The sequence below is a fragment of the Pseudorhizobium tarimense genome, assembly GCF_022968135.1.
In the GTDB taxonomy this organism is placed as follows: Bacteria; Pseudomonadota; Alphaproteobacteria; order Rhizobiales; family Rhizobiaceae; genus Neorhizobium; species Neorhizobium tarimense.
Genome location: NZ_JALJRA010000015.1, coordinates 113,127 through 128,797, shown reverse-complemented (window position 1 = coordinate 128,797; position 15,671 = coordinate 113,127). Strand labels below are relative to the sequence as shown.

The 15,671-nt window shown below is 58.2% G+C and carries 20 protein-coding genes and 2 pseudogenes; 6 read left to right on the top strand and 16 right to left on the bottom strand.

Features of this window, described 5'->3' with window-relative positions; translation table 11 throughout:
* Window positions 1–494 (bottom strand): transposase (locus tag MUU54_RS18405; protein ID WP_247245473.1); only part of this gene is annotated, 494 nt, incomplete at its 3' end.
* Between the two features lie 135 nt (window positions 495–629).
* Window positions 630–1,340: a hypothetical protein gene (locus tag MUU54_RS18400; protein WP_247245472.1), complete on the bottom strand. Its 711-nt coding sequence runs from the start codon at window positions 1,338–1,340 to the stop codon at window positions 630–632.
* 309 nt (window positions 1,341–1,649) lie between these two features.
* On the opposite strand from MUU54_RS18400, the gene MUU54_RS18395 reads away from it, so the two are divergent.
* Together MUU54_RS18395 and MUU54_RS18390 are read left to right on the top strand one after the other, a co-directional pair.
* Window positions 1,650–1,967 carry a hypothetical protein gene (locus tag MUU54_RS18395; protein ID WP_247245471.1) on the top strand — a complete coding sequence of 106 codons (318 nt, stop codon included), beginning with the start codon at window positions 1,650–1,652 and terminating at the stop codon, window positions 1,965–1,967.
* Window positions 1,968–2,499: 532 nt separating this feature from the next.
* Window positions 2,500–3,009 carry a thermonuclease family protein gene (locus MUU54_RS18390; RefSeq protein ID WP_247245470.1) on the top strand — a complete coding sequence of 170 codons (510 nt, stop codon included), beginning with the start codon at window positions 2,500–2,502 and terminating at the stop codon, window positions 3,007–3,009.
* Between the two features lie 607 nt (window positions 3,010–3,616).
* On the opposite strand, the gene MUU54_RS18385 is transcribed toward MUU54_RS18390, so the two are convergent.
* Together MUU54_RS18385 and MUU54_RS18380 are read right to left on the bottom strand one after the other, a co-directional pair.
* Window positions 3,617–3,754: a hypothetical protein gene (locus MUU54_RS18385; protein ID WP_247245469.1), complete on the bottom strand. Its 138-nt coding sequence runs from the start codon at window positions 3,752–3,754 to the stop codon at window positions 3,617–3,619.
* Entirely contained in the window at window positions 3,754–3,942 is a 189-nt protein-coding gene (locus MUU54_RS18380) for a hypothetical protein (RefSeq protein ID WP_247245468.1), read from the bottom strand. The genes MUU54_RS18385 and MUU54_RS18380 overlap by 1 nt, the downstream gene beginning before the upstream one ends.
* Before the next feature lie 460 nt (window positions 3,943–4,402).
* Between MUU54_RS18380 and MUU54_RS18375 the strand changes: the two genes are divergently transcribed.
* Window positions 4,403–4,939, top strand: coding sequence for an AAA family ATPase (locus tag MUU54_RS18375; RefSeq protein WP_247245467.1), 537 nt, complete (start codon window positions 4,403–4,405; stop codon window positions 4,937–4,939).
* Here the strand turns inward: MUU54_RS18375 and MUU54_RS18370 are convergent.
* Entirely contained in the window at window positions 4,936–5,163 is a 228-nt protein-coding gene (locus MUU54_RS18370; RefSeq protein ID WP_247245466.1) for a hypothetical protein, read from the bottom strand. The two genes, MUU54_RS18375 and MUU54_RS18370, sit on opposite strands and share 4 nt — an antisense overlap.
* Before the next feature lie 505 nt (window positions 5,164–5,668).
* Between MUU54_RS18370 and MUU54_RS18365 the strand changes: the two genes are divergently transcribed.
* On the top strand, window positions 5,669–7,477 hold the full coding sequence (locus MUU54_RS18365; protein ID WP_247245465.1) for a methyl-accepting chemotaxis protein: 1,809 nt from the start codon (window positions 5,669–5,671) through the stop codon (window positions 7,475–7,477).
* A gap of 267 nt (window positions 7,478–7,744) precedes the next feature.
* On the opposite strand, the gene MUU54_RS18360 is transcribed toward MUU54_RS18365, so the two are convergent.
* From MUU54_RS18360 to MUU54_RS18340, 6 genes and pseudogenes are all read right to left on the bottom strand, one after another.
* Window positions 7,745–8,227, bottom strand: coding sequence for an HD domain-containing protein (locus MUU54_RS18360; protein ID WP_247245464.1), 483 nt, complete (start codon window positions 8,225–8,227; stop codon window positions 7,745–7,747).
* A gap of 41 nt (window positions 8,228–8,268) precedes the next feature.
* Complete coding sequence (locus MUU54_RS18355; RefSeq protein WP_247245463.1) at window positions 8,269–8,898, bottom strand: SGNH/GDSL hydrolase family protein; 630 nt, start codon at window positions 8,896–8,898, stop codon at window positions 8,269–8,271.
* A 70-nt stretch (window positions 8,899–8,968) separates the two neighbouring features.
* Entirely contained in the window at window positions 8,969–9,631 is a 663-nt protein-coding gene (gene terL / locus MUU54_RS18350) for a phage terminase large subunit (RefSeq protein WP_247245462.1), read from the bottom strand.
* A gap of 741 nt (window positions 9,632–10,372) precedes the next feature.
* A pseudogene (locus MUU54_RS18345) lies at window positions 10,373–10,960 on the bottom strand (IS5 family transposase).
* A pseudogene (locus MUU54_RS25055) lies at window positions 10,953–11,123 on the bottom strand (transposase); the annotation flags it as partial. The pseudogenes MUU54_RS18345 and MUU54_RS25055, both read right to left, overlap by 8 nt.
* A gap of 371 nt (window positions 11,124–11,494) precedes the next feature.
* Entirely contained in the window at window positions 11,495–11,866 is a 372-nt protein-coding gene (locus MUU54_RS18340) for a PilZ domain-containing protein (RefSeq protein ID WP_247245461.1), read from the bottom strand.
* A gap of 272 nt (window positions 11,867–12,138) precedes the next feature.
* Between MUU54_RS18340 and MUU54_RS18335 the strand changes: the two genes are divergently transcribed.
* The gene (locus MUU54_RS18335) at window positions 12,139–12,360 is read left to right on the top strand and encodes a WGxxGxxG family protein (RefSeq protein ID WP_247245460.1); all 222 of its coding nucleotides are present in this window, start codon (window positions 12,139–12,141) and stop codon (window positions 12,358–12,360) included.
* Window positions 12,361–12,416: 56 nt separating this feature from the next.
* Here MUU54_RS18335 and MUU54_RS18330 read toward each other — a convergent pair whose 3' ends face one another.
* Genes MUU54_RS18330 through MUU54_RS18320 form a run of 3 tightly spaced genes read right to left on the bottom strand, consistent with a single transcriptional unit; the run spans window position 12,417 to window position 13,972 of the window.
* Complete coding sequence (locus MUU54_RS18330) at window positions 12,417–13,070, bottom strand: PP2C family serine/threonine-protein phosphatase (protein WP_247245459.1); 654 nt, start codon at window positions 13,068–13,070, stop codon at window positions 12,417–12,419.
* Window positions 12,982–13,428: a hypothetical protein gene (locus MUU54_RS18325; protein ID WP_247245458.1), complete on the bottom strand. Its 447-nt coding sequence runs from the start codon at window positions 13,426–13,428 to the stop codon at window positions 12,982–12,984. Before MUU54_RS18325 ends, MUU54_RS18330 begins: the two co-directional genes overlap by 89 nt.
* Window positions 13,346–13,972, bottom strand: a complete 627-nt coding sequence (locus MUU54_RS18320; protein WP_247245457.1) for a hypothetical protein — start codon at window positions 13,970–13,972, stop codon at window positions 13,346–13,348. The genes MUU54_RS18325 and MUU54_RS18320 overlap by 83 nt, the downstream gene beginning before the upstream one ends.
* 389 nt (window positions 13,973–14,361) lie before the next feature.
* On the opposite strand from MUU54_RS18320, the gene MUU54_RS18315 reads away from it, so the two are divergent.
* Window positions 14,362–14,586 carry a DUF982 domain-containing protein gene (locus MUU54_RS18315; protein WP_247245456.1) on the top strand — a complete coding sequence of 75 codons (225 nt, stop codon included), beginning with the start codon at window positions 14,362–14,364 and terminating at the stop codon, window positions 14,584–14,586.
* Window positions 14,587–14,739: 153 nt separating this feature from the next.
* On the opposite strand, the gene MUU54_RS18310 is transcribed toward MUU54_RS18315, so the two are convergent.
* Window positions 14,740–14,925 carry an HNH endonuclease gene (locus MUU54_RS18310; protein WP_247245455.1) on the bottom strand — a complete coding sequence of 62 codons (186 nt, stop codon included), beginning with the start codon at window positions 14,923–14,925 and terminating at the stop codon, window positions 14,740–14,742.
* 369 nt (window positions 14,926–15,294) lie between these two features.
* On the bottom strand, window positions 15,295–15,573 hold the full coding sequence (locus tag MUU54_RS18305) for a hypothetical protein (protein WP_247245454.1): 279 nt from the start codon (window positions 15,571–15,573) through the stop codon (window positions 15,295–15,297).
* Window positions 15,574–15,671: the final 98 nt, after the last annotated feature.

The following is a 15,671-nucleotide window of genomic DNA, read 5'->3' as shown; positions in this document are numbered from 1 at the left end:
TCCCATTCCGCTCCCGGTACAGAACGCTGCTTGTTGGCATCCGCTGCAATCAGGCTGGCATCGACGGCAAATCCTTCCGCACCGACCAACCCTTGCGCAAGACAGCGCTCCACCACCGTCTCAAACATATGCCGCAGGATGTCGCTCTGCCGGAACCGGCCGTGGCGGTTCTTCGAAAAGCTGGAATGATCAGGCACCTTGCCGTCCAGTCCGAGGCGGCAGAACCAGCGGTAAGCGAGGTTAAGATGCACCTCCTCGCACAGTCGCCGCTCTGAACGGATCCCCATAGAATAGCCGATGATCAGCATCCGCATCATCAGCTCTGGATCAATCGAGGGGCGACCGGTGGTGCTGTAGAAAGGCTTCAACTGCGCCCGTACGCTGTCGAGTTCGAGATGGCGGTCGATCCCGCGCAGCAGGTGATCCGCAGGAACGTGATCAGCAAGGCAGAAGTCGTAGAAGAGCTGCGCCGGAGCTGCTTGACATCCCATCATCGCTCAATCCTCCGCAAATCAATGCGGCGATTGAATCATGACTACCAAGCACCGACAACGCGAGTTTTTCAACAATATCCGCCAAGAGAAGACGTTTGCGTCGATGCATCCCTGCAGGGGGCTGACAGCGATCATCTATGCCTTGTGGTCGAACACCAACTTACCGTTATAGGATATGGAGAAGCCGGGGTTGTTGTACGTGCCATCTGAGTTCTGAGCAATCAAGGTCCCGCTCACCTCGGTTCCGCTATGTAAGGCAGAATACAGGTCTGCGACGATGTCCTGCATTCTCTCCACCCATGGAAGAAATTTGGCAAGGGTGCTCGTATCGCCTTTCGCTTCTGCTTCTTTCGCAGATTGAAGGGCAGCATTCAGCATCTTTGTATGAAAGATGAGCCTCTCGCCTGTGTCAGCAAGTACCTGAGACCTCGCCTTATCCTCGAACGCCAACTGCGTGGGGCTGTTTGCATGAGGTGAGTTTCGTACAACGTCCAGCACCTTGGCCAGTTGTTCAGGTAGGTTCTTCAGAGCTTCTGCCAACGCCCCTGGGATATCAGGAGAGATATGTACCCTCTCCTTTTCCCAAAAATCTCCTCCTGAGACCGCCTCTCTCGCTTGTTCTGCAAGGGTATGGAGGGAAGCGGGGTCGGAAAGAAATTTTCCATTCGCGCCGTAGAGACCGATATCAAGGTCCTCTTCGACTCCAACTAAAGGGAGTTCCTGCAGAAGATCAGAAGCAGTAGGAACCGCCTGCTGGTTCGTCCTTGAGGATGCCGTGGCTCCCTCCGACCGTGATATTGATCTAAGGTCGCCGCTGAGGGGGTGTTGCATGTTTACAGGCAGCATGGACAGCTTCCTTCTGACAATTCTTCATCAATGATCCGCCACTTGCCTTGCCCGTAACTGTTGACCCCCATGTCTTTCGTCCACCCAGCGGTGCTTATAGGAAGTTCCGGTTTGGGCCGACTGCCGACGAGCTGTCACTTCCAGTTCTGCCTCCCCGGTAGGAGTTGAATGAAGTTGGGGTCCCAGAGGAATTCTGGAAAGGCTGCCGCACCAATAGCTTGCTGAATTGTGGGACAGAAACCTAGTCACGGATGCAGTTATGCATTTTACTCAGGCTGTCCCACAATCGACGACAATGAGAAACCTGAAGTGCAGAACCCAACCTTCGATCCAATCAATCAACCCCAGCACCTAAACAAAGAGACGGCCGCAGCCAGGCAGGTCGAATTTGCCGTGCTGGCGATTGAAGCGGGGCATTCTGATGTGGCTATCACTCTCTCCGGAGCAGCAGAGGAGATGCTGCCTGGCGACCCGGATGTGGAAATCAGCACGAGCCTGCGAAACGCAGAGAAAGCAGTGGCCGAGCTGGGCAGGAAGGCGTGGATCCAAGTAACCAACATCGAGCGGGACTGGCTTAAGCACAGAACTGAGCACTTGGATGCCCGAAATGACATTCGATCTCGATAACGCCTCCTTCTACGTCTACCGCGCCATCAGAAAGCTGCCACTTCCCTCAATCACCCCTCACATGCTCGCATTCGAGGCATGGTATCGGGAGAGGATCACACAGCAAATTGCTGCTCGATCCCCAGCTTAAGAACCCCTTAGGCTCAAGTAGCTGATCTTCCACAAGTCGGTTACCGACGCGTTCAGATTGAGCTTGACCGGAAGCACTCCTCGCGCCATCTCAGCGGTGCCCGTGGCGGCGGGCAACACCTTCGACCGGTGCGGCGGTCTCAACACGATACCCGTAAAATGCCAGAGCGCCACTTCATCCCCGCGAGCCTCCTAGAGACGTATGCGCTCTATCAGATCCCGCACGGGCGAACCTTCGTGGTCGAGTGCCAGAGCTGCGGAGCGATGAAGGAGATTAGCCGGACGGCTCTCGACAAGCTCCCCAGCATGGCAAGCCTGAAGGAGCTGTCGCCGCGCTTCCGGTGTACCTTGTGCGGGGAGAAGAACGCCCGAATAATGGCTGGGGGATGGTCTACCAGAGGGAATGATGCCCGAATGGCTGGTGCACACGATCATGGTGATGGCGGCTGCTGGCGGTCGCATCGTTCGTGGGGCATGCTGCGCAATGGATGGGATGGCTATGAGGGTGGGATTGGCGATCGCGGCGATAGTCGCTCTGGCAGGACCGGCAGAGGCGATTGAGATCTGTAAAGGGGGAGATCGGGCGGCGCGGGGCGTAACGTGCCTGGTCGACGGAGATACCCTCTGGCAGGACGGCGTGAAGATGCGCCTGCTGGATATCGACGCGCCGGAAACGTTCGACGCCGACTGCGGGAGGGAGAAGGACATCGGCGACCTTGCGACAGAGCGCATGCAGGAGTTGATGGCGCACGGCTACAAGCTTAAGGACAGCGGACGGAAGGATCGGACCTCCGATAAGCGGACGCTGGTGCGAGTTGTTTTGCCAGATGGGCGAGACGCCGGGCAGGTGCTGATCAGCGAGGGCCTTGCGCAGCCCTGGCCGAACCGCGGCAATAAGTGGTGCGGACGCTAGGGTCCGATTCAAAAGAAACCCGCCGAGGAGAGATCGGCGGGAAAAGTTGCCTGCACCGGAAGGGACGGATGGCACAGGATATCATGTTGGGTACATCAGCCAGCGGCTATCAAGCCGAGCCCGACGAACCCGATGAAGCAGCAACCAGTAGGGATTAAGATCCAGCGAGCTTGGTAGACACTGTCTTCCACGACGACGCCTCCTGATTGATGGGTGGAAAACTTGAAAAGGATGCGCTCGTTCCGTCCATCAGACCTTCGCAGATCCAGATCAGACGAAGGTCCTATCGGTCCCGCCTGATCTCTCTCTGGATGCGCAGCTCCTCCCGGATCCGATCGGCCTCGATGCCAAGCGTGTTCATGTGCCGGCCTGTTTCGATGACGGCATCCGTCAGCCGCTTCGTCGCCTCCGTATGAGCCTGGAGAGCGTCTGTGGCGCGATTGAGCGCCGTAGGGTCACAATGACCGCTGCCACCTGTGCGGCGCTCGACGTGGCGGCCGGAGCCGCTTTCTGCCCTGAGAGGATGCCGAGATACCGAACGGCGAAGATCACAGCCAGGACGGCTCCGAAGGTGATCAGCGCAGGCGGTGGGAGATTAGCCAGTTGTTCAATTCCTGATTTCCCCCTGGTCGTGAGCCGCACGGTGGATGTTGACGAGCTCGCCAAACGCGAAGAGCGGATAAATGGCGAGCCACATGCTCACGACATCAGAGGATGCGAAGCCGAGATTCCCGACCTCAGCCATTACACAGCACCTGGCGCTGCAACCTTGGCGGTCTGCTTTTCAGCAGCCTGGGTGGCCGCCTTGACCATGCCCTGCTGTTCCAGAGCCTTCGCCTCGTGAGCAGTCAGCATCGGAGTGTCGCCTACCTTGTAGCGGCGGAACGCCTGCGTCACTTCCACCTTGACCAGCTTGCGCTTGCCTTCAGCCATCGGAGTTTTCTTAACCTGGAATGGTGATCAGTTCACCAAATCGATTTCCTAGAAGACGGCCACGCCGGCAGGAGAGAGAGGGCGAACCTCTGTGATCTCCACCCATGGGCTGTCCTCGTCTGCATCCTCCGCCTTGACGCCGATCGCCACCTGATGGCTCTTCATAGGCACGGCGTCAGCATCGGCCGTAAAGGTCAGCGTGTGGCGCGTCTGGCCGATCAGCGTGCCGGAGGCGCCTCGGATCTCCTGAAACCCCTCGACGGCGTACAGCGTGCGGTAGACTGGGACCCCAGGCTGCGGGTTCTATGGGTCGCCAGTGCCTCGCCAGGCATGCGAAGCGTTACGGGATAGCCGTTGGGCTGGGAAATGTCAGAGACCGAGCGAATAGCGTCGGCCACCTCGGCGGCGATTGCGTTCCAGTCGTCCGGCATGCTTGTGTTCCTCAATACGAGAGAAGCTTATGGACCGCTTCATCATCATTTCCGGATGCTCTGGCGGCGGCAAATCCACCCTACTGGAAGAGCTGCGACGCCGTGGCTATGCCACCGTCGAGGAGCCGGGGCGGCGCATTGTTGCCGAAGAGTTGGCAAACGGAGGACGTGCGCTGCCGTGGGTCGACCTGGCGGCCTTCGCTTGGAGAGCCATCGAAGTATCCCTCGCTGACATTCACGCGGCCAAGCAACTGGACGGACCTGTGTTCTTCGATCGAGGTCTGTTGGACGCGACTGCCGCCCTTGAGCAGGTCTATGGCGAAAGATCCAAGCTGGGGCTTCCCCGCTTCAACAGGAATGTGTTCCTCACGCCGCCCTGGCCGGAGATTTACGTCAACGACAGCGAACGGCGGCATGACATGAAAGCGGCGGTAGAAGAGTATGACCGGCTCCTCTCCTTTTACCCAAGCCTTGATTATGAGACCGTGCTTCTTCCGAAGGTCTCGGTAGAAGAGCGGGTTGATTTCGTGCAATCTTACTTGGGGCTAAAGCCTCGCCAGAGTTAAACGGTCGTCATTCCCGGCGTTGGCAACGATATCTCTTCGAGGATTCCCTCGACGATCGGCAGCACGGCTTTGTCGGGTGCGCCACTGACCACGCTCCACTTGATGCCCTTGACCCCCGTCAGCACCTTCTGCGGACCGGCAGCCACATCGGGCGCGAGAGAGGCGGGCTTCGCCAGTTCCCGAAGGGCAAGCTCGTAGGCCGCCTTCTCGATCGGCGCAGGCACAACGTCACTAGGCAGATTGGAGCCCCGCCATACACCACGTCGGCGCGAGGCCAAAGGAGATCCAGTTCCGCAGAAGCGACGGTGCCAGGGTAGCGCGGGCAATAGAGGGCATCGAGAGCTTGGCCGGCACGAACGACCGCAGCGATGCGCTTCGCGTCGTCGACACCTGCGGCGGCCCAGGCCGCATTGCCTCCGGCTTAGTGATAGGCCAGCGCAGCCGGGAGATTACCGTAGTGTTCCATGATCAGCCTCTGGTGCTTGAGCGTGCCCACAAGCCCCTTTTGCGCGCTCCCCCCGAAAGGGAACAGCTCAATGCATGAACGGAGACCAGCAGGAGCCGGCGACGGGCGGAGGTCGCTTGGCGTGCTGCGTCACGACTAGTGAGCGTCCGAAGTGGATGTGATCGTTGCGAATTTGATTTCGAAACTTCTTTACAACGTTTCGCTGATAAGCCCGATTAGCCCGAAAGGGATATTATCGTGGAAACCAGTTGGGGAGAGCCTGCGTGTCGTCGATCAGAAGCAAGATGTTGTTTATAGGCCTCGGGATGTTTGTCCTTGCGGGCGGGGCGGCAGGTACGGGTCTCTGGAGTGCGAAGGAACTCACAAACAACGTTGTTGAAGTTTCAACGACTGCCGATCTCCTACGAAATCACATGCAAGCCGATATGATGCACGATGCTCTGCGGGCTGATGTCCTCTCAGCAATCCTTGCACAGGACCCGACCGCGAATATCGATATTGATGATGTGAAGGCCGACTTGGCCGATCATGTCAGCTCCTTCCGTTCCTCGATCGCTGCGAACAAGGGTTTGGCTGCGGGCTCCTCGATCAGCTCCGTTCTTGCGGAACTGGACAGCCCTTTGCAGGCCTATATCGATGGCGCATCCTCGCTCATCAACGAAGCTTCGACCGACCGCGCTAAGGCACTAGCTGGCCTTCCGACCTTCAAGGCTCTGTTCTCCGACCTTGAGACTGCTATGAGCACGGCTGGTGACAGCATTCAGAAGCTATCCGATGATGTCATGCGCGATAGCGAGGCCCTTTCCTCGCTCATCAACAAGATGCTGATGTCGCTTCTCGGCGTCACCCTCACTGCCGCGCTGGCCGTGATCTATGCCAGCCGTAGAACGATGATACTGCCGATCAAAGCTCTTTCAGACGATATGCAGAAGCTAGCCGGTGGACAGACGGACCTGACGCTTCAAGGAAAGAACCGGAAAGACGAAATCGGTGACATGGCCGCAGCAGTTGAGGTCTTCCGACTCGCCGCCATTGCTAACAAACAGCTTGAAACACAGGCAATCGCGCAGCGGGAAGCAGCGGAGTCTGATCGGATGCGCCTGGCCGCGGAGGCGGAGGCTACGGCCCGGCTGAAGCTTCAGCAGGCAACTTCCAGCCTCGCCACAGGCTTGCGACGTCTGGCCTCGGGTGATCTCAGCTTCCAGCTCACGGAACCTTTCGCACCCGATTTCGAAGATCTACGCCATGATCTTAACGCAACCGTTGAGCAACTGAGCGCGACCTTGACATCAGTGGCTCATGCCGCCGGTTCCATCGACAGTGGCACCCGCGAAATCAGAATGAGTTCTGATGATCTATGCAACCGAACTGAACAGCAGGCCGCTTTCCTCGAACAAACCGCTGCAGCTCTCGATGAGATCACCGCCAATGTCTCTAATGCATCAAAACGTGCCGAGGAGGCACGCAATGTTGCCATTGACGCCAACAAAAGCGCTGCGCGGTCGGGCGTAGTCGTCGCCAATGCGGTTCAGGCAATGCAGCGCATCGAACAATCATCGGAAGAGATTTCGAGCATCATTGGCGTGATAGACGAGATCGCCTTCCAGACCAACCTGCTGGCGCTCAATGCCGGCGTCGAGGCTGCCCGAGCAGGCGATGCAGGCAAGGGATTTGCCGTGGTCGCTCAGGAAGTGCGCGAGCTTGCACAGCGCTCGGCCAAGGCTGCCAAAGAAATTAAGGACCTCATTCGCAACTCGTCAAGCGAGGTCGATTGCGGCGTGAAGCTGGTGCAAGACACAGGGGAAGCGTTGACCGCCATTGGACAATACGTGGCGACCATCAACCAGCATATGGATGCCATTGCTACCTCGTCACGGGAGCAGTCGCTTGGACTTGCCGAGGTGAATACTGCCGTCAACCAGATGGACCAGGTTACCCAGCGCAACGCGGCAATGGTTGAGGAAACCACCGCTGCGAGTGCAGCACTTGCCAGCGAGAGCCGTAAGCTGCACGAGCTCGTATCCCAGTTCCAAGTTGCCAAGAGAAGCGATGAAAGCCGCAAGGCAGCTTGATTGAGGTTGATCGCCAACCATCTTCTGAGCGCCGGGCATGACTGCCTGACCGGCCTGCTCAATGGTGTTCGCCTGCTTTCCGGTCGAGACGTCGGTGTTGCTGGCCTTGATGCCAATGCCACCAACAGCAGAGACTTCGGCATTTGCTGCGAAGTTGCCTTCGCTGTCCGCAAGGGGGCGGCTGGTCCCTTCCGGATCGGGCTTGATCGGCTCCATGCCAGAAGGAGCGGTAGAGGATGGAGTGGTCACCGTCATAGTTGGAGACGCTTAGCCTCGCTTTGTCTGCGCCGCTGCTGCTTTCCATAGAGATGGATCACCCTCCTTTACCACCTGGAGGAGAGCTTCCTTCTCTCTGCGATAGACCTTCCAGAAGCTTGGGTCGTGCTTCGCTATCGTCAAAGTGTTATCGATCAAGTCGGCGATCTTGATGGTCTTGGCGGCCGCCGGCGCTTTGGCGAGGTGCAACAGGTCCTTGTGCTTGCGCACCCGCCGGTTGCCATCGGACGGCTTGGATACGTCTGTCAGCCAATCCACAAGTTCGGCAACCTCTTGGCCGAACTCCTCCCTGATCTCCTCGATTGCCACGGGTGTGTCTTCGACCACATCATGGAGAAGCGCCGCGGCGACCATCTCCTCAGTATGCGGAACCGATCGAACAAGTTCAGCCACCGCAATGGGGTGCACGATGTACGGCTCGTTGGTGTACTTTCGTCGCTGACCGATGGCGCCGTGAGCCTTCGTAGCAAACATCCTTGCCCGTTCTTCCAAGTCTCGCATCCGCTGTTTCTCTGTTACAGCCCGGTATGGATCGTCGATCCGCTCTGATGCGGCTTCTCCATTGCCTCTAAGATTGCCGCCGCAATCAGTTCGCTCCCGTGTTCAGATGGCTCGATCGCGTTGGCGTAGTGCTGGTCCTTTGAGAACATCACCCGCAGATCGATCAGGGATAGTCCGCGCTTCGCCGCCTCACGGGTGATGACGTCGTTCAGAATTCCAAGGGCAAGGTTAGCTACACGGCGCTGGTGTAGATCTGGCAGCATCGCGTCGTAGATCGTGCAGATTGCCATGGGACGATTGAAACGCTCAGCTTCATTGAGGAGCGTTCGGTACCGGTCCCGAAACCTATCCCTGATGACCCGCACTTTTTCTAGCGCCTCAGTGACAGTGCTCACTGATTCAAGCAGCACACCAATCGACTGCAATGCGTCATTGCCGCCAGCGCTGATTACGAGGAAGGTCGCGTCGTCGGGAACGCTGTTCAGCTGGCTGATAGCGCCCTCGATAACGGCGCCGTCCCGAGCCAGCAGAGTGACTTTACCGTCACTGACCTGCGTAATCAGGACCGAAGTGACATCTCGGCCTCGCGGGACATAAGCCGCATTATCGAGGATCGAGTCACCAATCAGAACAACATGAACCATGCGCCACCTCTTTCAGTGGTGCTGAAACAACTCGCGTCGCTTTTGTTCCCGGGCCCAAAGCAAAGACACGCTAGTACAGTCCTTTCACGGTTGTGGTCGTCGTCTGGGATTGCCGGTTACCCACCAGACGACCGAAGGCGCCGGGCGTAGCGTCGACTTGATCCTTGAACGCGCCGCCCGGGAAAAGGCAAAGCTCGTCGAGATAAGCCTCATTCCATGCTCCCTGGACGAGGAAGACATTGCCGACCTCGCACTGTGACAAGAACGGTTCGGCGCGTGTCACCTTGTCCGTTTCCGGATCGGCTTTCACCGTCCAGCCCGCGAGCATTGAAACATAGTCCTTCGCCTGCACCTTGCCCGCCTGTCCCGGATCCTGCGGTAGGCTGATCAGAACATCAGTGCCGTCGAGCTCCGCAGTTGTCTTGATCAGCCTCCGAACCGCATTCCCTTCGTCCTTAGTCGTGACGACATGACCGACCACATAGGAGCCGTCGTCCGCCTTTCTCAGCTTGACACGGGCAGTTCTGGCAGCTGTCGTTTTCTTCGTAGCCGCAAGGAGGTCAACGGTCTGGATCGGCCCGCCGTTACGACCTGTATGCTGCAGGGATGCAAGCTTGGGATGAACGTATCGGGCAGCTGCCTTGGCCATGTCATCCCGTCGCCCAGGATCCGCCTTGTTGTCCCTCATGACCTTCAACATGTAGTCGAGTGGCGTATCTCCAGTGGCCGCCACCTCGCCTGCCGCTCCTGCGTTGCCTTATTTGGGCGGCCGATCTCGCGACCTGAGCCTTCCCTTCTACCGCCTCTCGACATGATTGATTTCTTTAAGCAAATTTTGATTCTTATTCAAATTGCCCGCAAAGGCGCTCGGGCAACCGAACCAACGGCGAAGGACCAGGTGGTTTACATTCTTAAGAGGAATGACGGTCTCCGTCGCGAAGTTCAATAAGCAGTGGCGGCTCTCCATTAGGAAGCCTTGATCTCCACGTGGCATATGACGCATCAATCGTGTGGGCAGGAAGCGCTCAGCGCCCTCGAAGGCTAGCTTGGGGTGCAAGCCAAGAGGATGAAGAGCTCAAATCGGGTGCCCTTCAGCGCGAGTTCAATGCTGTAAGCCAAGCGATCGTTGCATCAGCAATTTGCCTAGACTCCTTTTATGATCATGTTGCACGCCATGCCCCCACAGCCTCTTCTGTCAGGACGGCATGGAGAGAGAAGAAGACCCTCCCGTTATGCGCAGGTCGGGGAAACGCTGCGGGCAACATTTTCCATCAAAGACGCTCAATTCCAGCCTTTAAGGCTAAATCTCAAGGCGCTCTTTAAGTTGCGTGACGCAGCGGTACATCCTTCAAATAAACCAAAGGCACCTCGCATACACCCGGACTTAGCTATTGCGACGGAATGGCGTTTGACAGCGTTTCGGGGAGATGTAGCCGATTGCCTCGCATCCGGCTGTCTAGGGTTGAGACTCAATTCATAGCCAGAACGCAACAAAGGTAGCCAAGGCGACTGCGGAGAGGAAGTTTCTGGCGAGCTTGTCGTAACGCGTTGCGACGCGTCGGAAGTCTTTCAGTCGGCAGAAGGCGTTCTCGATGAGGTGGCGGCTCTTGTAGCGTTCGGCGTCGTATCGGATTGCCCTTGTGCGATTTGAACGGCCAGGTATCACGGGGCGATTGCGGACTGGCGCAGTCGCTTTCGCAGACTGTTGGCGTCATCCCTTGTCCGCAAGGAGATATCGCGCACCCTTCAGACCAGCCAGCAAGTGCGGCGCGACCGGGTTGTCTGCCGCATTGCCACCGGTCAGCATGAACGCAAAAGGGCGTCCGATCACGTCGGTGAGGACGTGAATTTTGGTGGTTTGCCCGCCGCGCGAAGGTCCGATAGCCTGATTCTTCGCCCCCCTTTGCCGCCATGGGCCGAGCGGTGCGCCTTGACGCAGGTGCTGTCGATGGAGGTGCTTTTGGTGCCGCGCCGGACGTCGCGAGCGCCTCGACCAATTCAGTCCAGAACCGTTTGCGAGACCAACGATTGAAGCGGTTGTAGACCGTGGTCGAAGGGCCATAGTCGCGCGGACAATCGCACCACCGGCAGCCGACCTTGAGAACGTGGATGATGCCGGAGATCACTGGACGATCATTGACCCGGCGAGCCCCGCCCTTGTTCCTCGGCAACAGGCGCTCAATGACCGCCCATTGCTCGTCCGACAGCCAAAACAAGCGACCCATTTAAGCCTCCAATCGATTGATTGGAAATCTTGAATCTGATTTGCCGTGGTAAATCAACATGTTCAATTGGTTCCGGCCCTAGGACTTCTCTGGGACCTGAGTCGGGTGATCGAGTATCGATCTCCTGACTTGACGAGGTTCATGAGTGGGTTCAGCACGAGCGTTGATGAGCTATTCCCGGATGGCGCCAACGCCGACCTTCACTAAGGTAGAAATCCCCTTCGGGCTGTAGGTGAGGTTCTCCTTCCTACTGTCTTGCCTTTGGCGAGCTCCTGGGCGAACCTCTCGTGCCGGGCGTTTTTCAGGACTGCGCCTGCCACGGTCTTGCCGTGTGTGCACCAGCGCAGCGATGTGCCTGACCGGCCCGAGGGTTATTTCGCAGAGGAGACCGCTACCGTCTGCTGGACAGCCGCCTCCTTGTGAAAATACTTGAAGTAAGCGTGAACCTTGGCCGCCGTGTTAGAACTGCCGTCAAACTCCACGCCAATGCGGCGATTGCGATACCAACGGATCTTGGCCTCCACAGCGCACAAGCCATCACACCGCAGCGTTACTGAACTGCCGACCATGCCCTGGAAGTACCCTCTCAGTTCAATCGCTCCCCCTGAAATCGACAGGTCACGTAACACGCCGCCGGTCTCCATTCCCATGTAGACAACAACTACGTCCGCAGAGGTCCGACGCCTGTTTGCGCGTCTCGGCTTCTTGCCACCAGCCTGAATGGGTGCACTCAGATGATGCATGATCGGGCTCCTTACACTCCTCGTGGGGCAAAAATTGCCTGCTTCCAATTACAGAGGGGTTGAAGATTTGCCTACAGTTTTAGGCACTTCACAACAAATCACCTACAGGACTTTGAACATATGTTGCTGAACGCAAAGCCTGTGATCATGCAGGCCCGGACGGGAATGATAACAGCGTCTTCTGCCCTTCGCTGCAACCGATAGGACTTTAGTCCGATGAAACCGATGCGCCCTGTGGACGTTTGAGTGTCGCAAAAAAACGGAGACAACCAATGCAAAAACTGCTTCTCGCTGTAGGTGCGACATGCCTCATCACGTTTGCTGCGCCAGCCATGGCTCAGGCACCTGCCCCCAATGATGACACCAACACCGCAGCTCAGTCCGAAGACGACGATGGCTTCGATCTTGGTTGGCTCGGACTAATCGGCTTGGCCGGTTTGGCTGGCCTGAAGGGACGCAAACGGGACGATCATACGACCGCCGTCCGCCGCTGAAGGTGCAGGAGGCGCCGCTGAACGACGGCGCCCCCTTGGATCCCGAATGCCGACTTCTATGCCGCCTCCTGGCGCTTCCGAGCTTCCCGCTCGCGCCGTCTGGCGTTCTGAGCCTCAGCCCAGCTGAAATCCTGAATGTCTTGATCGAAGCTCGGGGCGGGCTTTGCGTCCTCTGCAAGCCATCCCCTTATCAAATCCCGTTTATCCTCTTTTTCGGGGTTATCTGTAAAGCCGTCATATGCGTAAAACTCGTTATCCTGCAATGGCTTGCGGTCGAACGCTGAAGAAATTTGTTCGATGGCGCGCTTGCGGCGGTAGTTTCCGATCTGCCGACTGATGCCTTCCTCATTCTTGCACCACTTGGTAAACGCCTGTCCACCGGCTTCTGGCCGAGCCCATGCCCATAGTGCCCGGCGTTGGTTCGGAAACGGGACGAGCTTGATCATCTCCATAGCCGCTTCCCATATGCCGACATCGTTGGTGGTGGCCCGCAGGTTCTCCGGGTCGAGCCACGCCCAATTCGCCTCATGCTTTTCTTTCTCGTCCCAGCCGTTCATCTCCGCGAAGGTGTGAACGTAGCCGTGGTTGACGGGTTTCAGCGTGGCCGGCTTCCGCCTTCGTTCATGCTGCTCTCCCGCCGAAAAGCTGCCCTTGCCTATCCCCGAAGGTTCGGCAGGCTCGTTCCCAGAGAAGGCCAACGAGGGCAGCACGCTTGTTCGTGATCCCGTCGAGACCAAAGCACCAGTATTGTAGCATACCGACCGGCACGCGGTCGAAGAACTCCAGGAACCTGGTAACGTCGTTCTCCATGATCTCAGGGTAGTTCTTCCGGAACGCGAGGATGATGTCGCTAGTTGCCCAGATGCCCGTCTCATCAAGCGCCGCCTTGTTATTCGCACAGCCGGCAAGCGCCATGATTACGAACCTTGCATGGTCCTGCCCGTGCCGATTGATGATCCTCTGCAGTGTCGCAACGGCGCGAGTCTCACCCACCGCCGGGATGACGTTCTTCTCCACGACCTTTACGCCGAACTCTTCGAAGATCGCCTCTGCCAAGGGGTGCTTCATCCAGCCTTCCCCTTCGGCTTGACCTTGGCCCGCTGAGGCCAGCCCCTGCGGTCTCGGATGGCTTGACAGCGTTAAGCCCAAGATCGAGTACCGCCGCTATCCTCCGAAGCGACGCGTCCTGATCGTAGAGCTCCCTTGCTCGGGCATCGCGCGCGTTGACCTGTGCCTGTGACGGCCGGTGGCGCTTCTGCCTGCCGAGCACGTTGTTGATGGCGCTATGGGAGCGCTTGAAGAGCCTAGCCACGCGGGAAATCTTGACGTCTGGATACTCCGCCACCGTCGCCCTTATGATCGAGACCCGGATGGCGACGTTGATTTCATCCATCGTCTTCGCCGTCATCTCCTCATAGGTCAGGCCGTGCTCGGCGCATTTCGCGCGGATGAAGGACATCGGCCCGCTGATGACCAGATCGACTACCGGCTCCGCTTTCGGCTGAGGCTTCTCGCAGGCGCGGTTTATAATCCTGGGGCGGCCGTAGCAGGCTAGATGCACTTTCCTCGCCTTAACGATGATCTGGGCTTCGTAGGAGTGGGCTTGCATCATGCTCGCTTTCCCATGCGCTCCACGGCCACGGTCTTCCCGCCACCCATGAACAGCTTCTCAGCCTTCGCCCGCTTGGCTTGCTCTATGGATGGCGTTCCCTCGCACTCTCCACCGACGATGGGAAAGTTGAAGTATCGGAGGAGATGAGCAGCACAGGCCTTCTATGCTGCTCCCTCGGTCGGATAGATCAGCGGCTTATCGCCCTGGCCCATAAGCGGCTTGGGCTGGGCATCCTGGGCGAAGCGCACATCATGACACGGTAGCCACCAGGGACCGGCTGAGGGTAAGCGCTATACTTGTTCATTCTACTCCTCGTGAGTAACGGGCCGGGAACGAAAAAAGCCACGGGCTATTAGGAGGGTGGACAACAACCTTCGAGGCTGACGAACATGCTTGCCAACCATTGGAAAGAACCCGTCGTGATCCGGGATGGAAAGATTCAGATCTCGCTGGCTACGCCTGAACAGGCCATCAATTGGCTTGCCCATGAGCGTGATCAGAACAGCGGCAAGTGGCGCAAAGCCTGGCAGACGTGCCGCGCCGTGCACGAAGGCAAGCTCCCGGCGGAAGAAGCTCGGTCGGCCGTATTGTTGGTCGCCCAAAGCACCCACTGACAGGGCCACCAGCCGCCGCGCTTGTATACTGCATAACCTGCGAACTCGTTCATTGTGCTGCTCCCTGACGCTTGCGGCATATCTCGCTTGCTTTGTGCTCGACGCGAGCCATGGTCATCAGCAACGGCTTCAGGTCGTCGGGCGCGGTGTGCGCTAGGCCATGACACGGGTTGCGCGGCCACCGTTCAACCTGGGCAGGACGCCGCGGGGGATAGCGATCCAGTTGGCGGGATCAGTGTTTAACCTGTTGCCATCGATGCACTTGAGGCAAAGGCCTTCCGGTACGGGGCCGGCCAGCTTCTCCCACTCGTGCACGTGTTTCAGCAAATAGCGGCTCATAGCCCGTGTGCGGATTGACCTCATCGATGCTGACGTAGCCATCTTTTAATACCCGCTGATGGCCGAGATACTGCGTGTTGTGCGGGAGTTGCCCGCGCTTGAACTGTGTCCTGCGGGCGTTGGGACGGCGGCCGCCCTTCCCCGGCGGGCAGGGCTTCCCTTGTTGACCGGTGTCTGCCCCTTCACGAAGAAGCCGGTACGGCCCGTCTTCCACCCCTTGCGCTTGCGCAGCGCGTGGAGATTGCCCGCCGCCACATCCTCACGTACGAACTTCTCGGAGAAATGCGCGGTGATAGTCAGCGATCGGCAACAGCCGGTTCTCTTCCAGCCATTGCATCTCGGCTTCGCTGTGGGGGATTTGCGTGCCCTTCATCTGTCGCCCCCGTCCGTGATGGCCTTGCTTTCCAGCGTTTCAGGCGGGCGGAAGATGGTCGGCAGCATCGGCCGGAAGCGGTCGCCGTGGTTCGCGACGAGGGTTGCGGCCTTCAGGGACAAATCCGAGTTGCGGATAAGCTGCTCACTAACCGCCACAATGGCGTCGGTGCGCTTCACCTCTGTCACCATCTGCTCCGTCGTCAGGTTCTCCTCGCTCAACCGCTCAAGCTGGGAGAACAGGTGATTGTTCAAGTCGATCAGTCGGTTCTTCATGCTGCTGTCCTCGCTTCTTCGCGTTTTGTCATGGTTTCTTCGCTCACCGACAGATGCTGGCCTTTGCGCTTGAACCAGCCGTCCTCGATGCTGTGGAT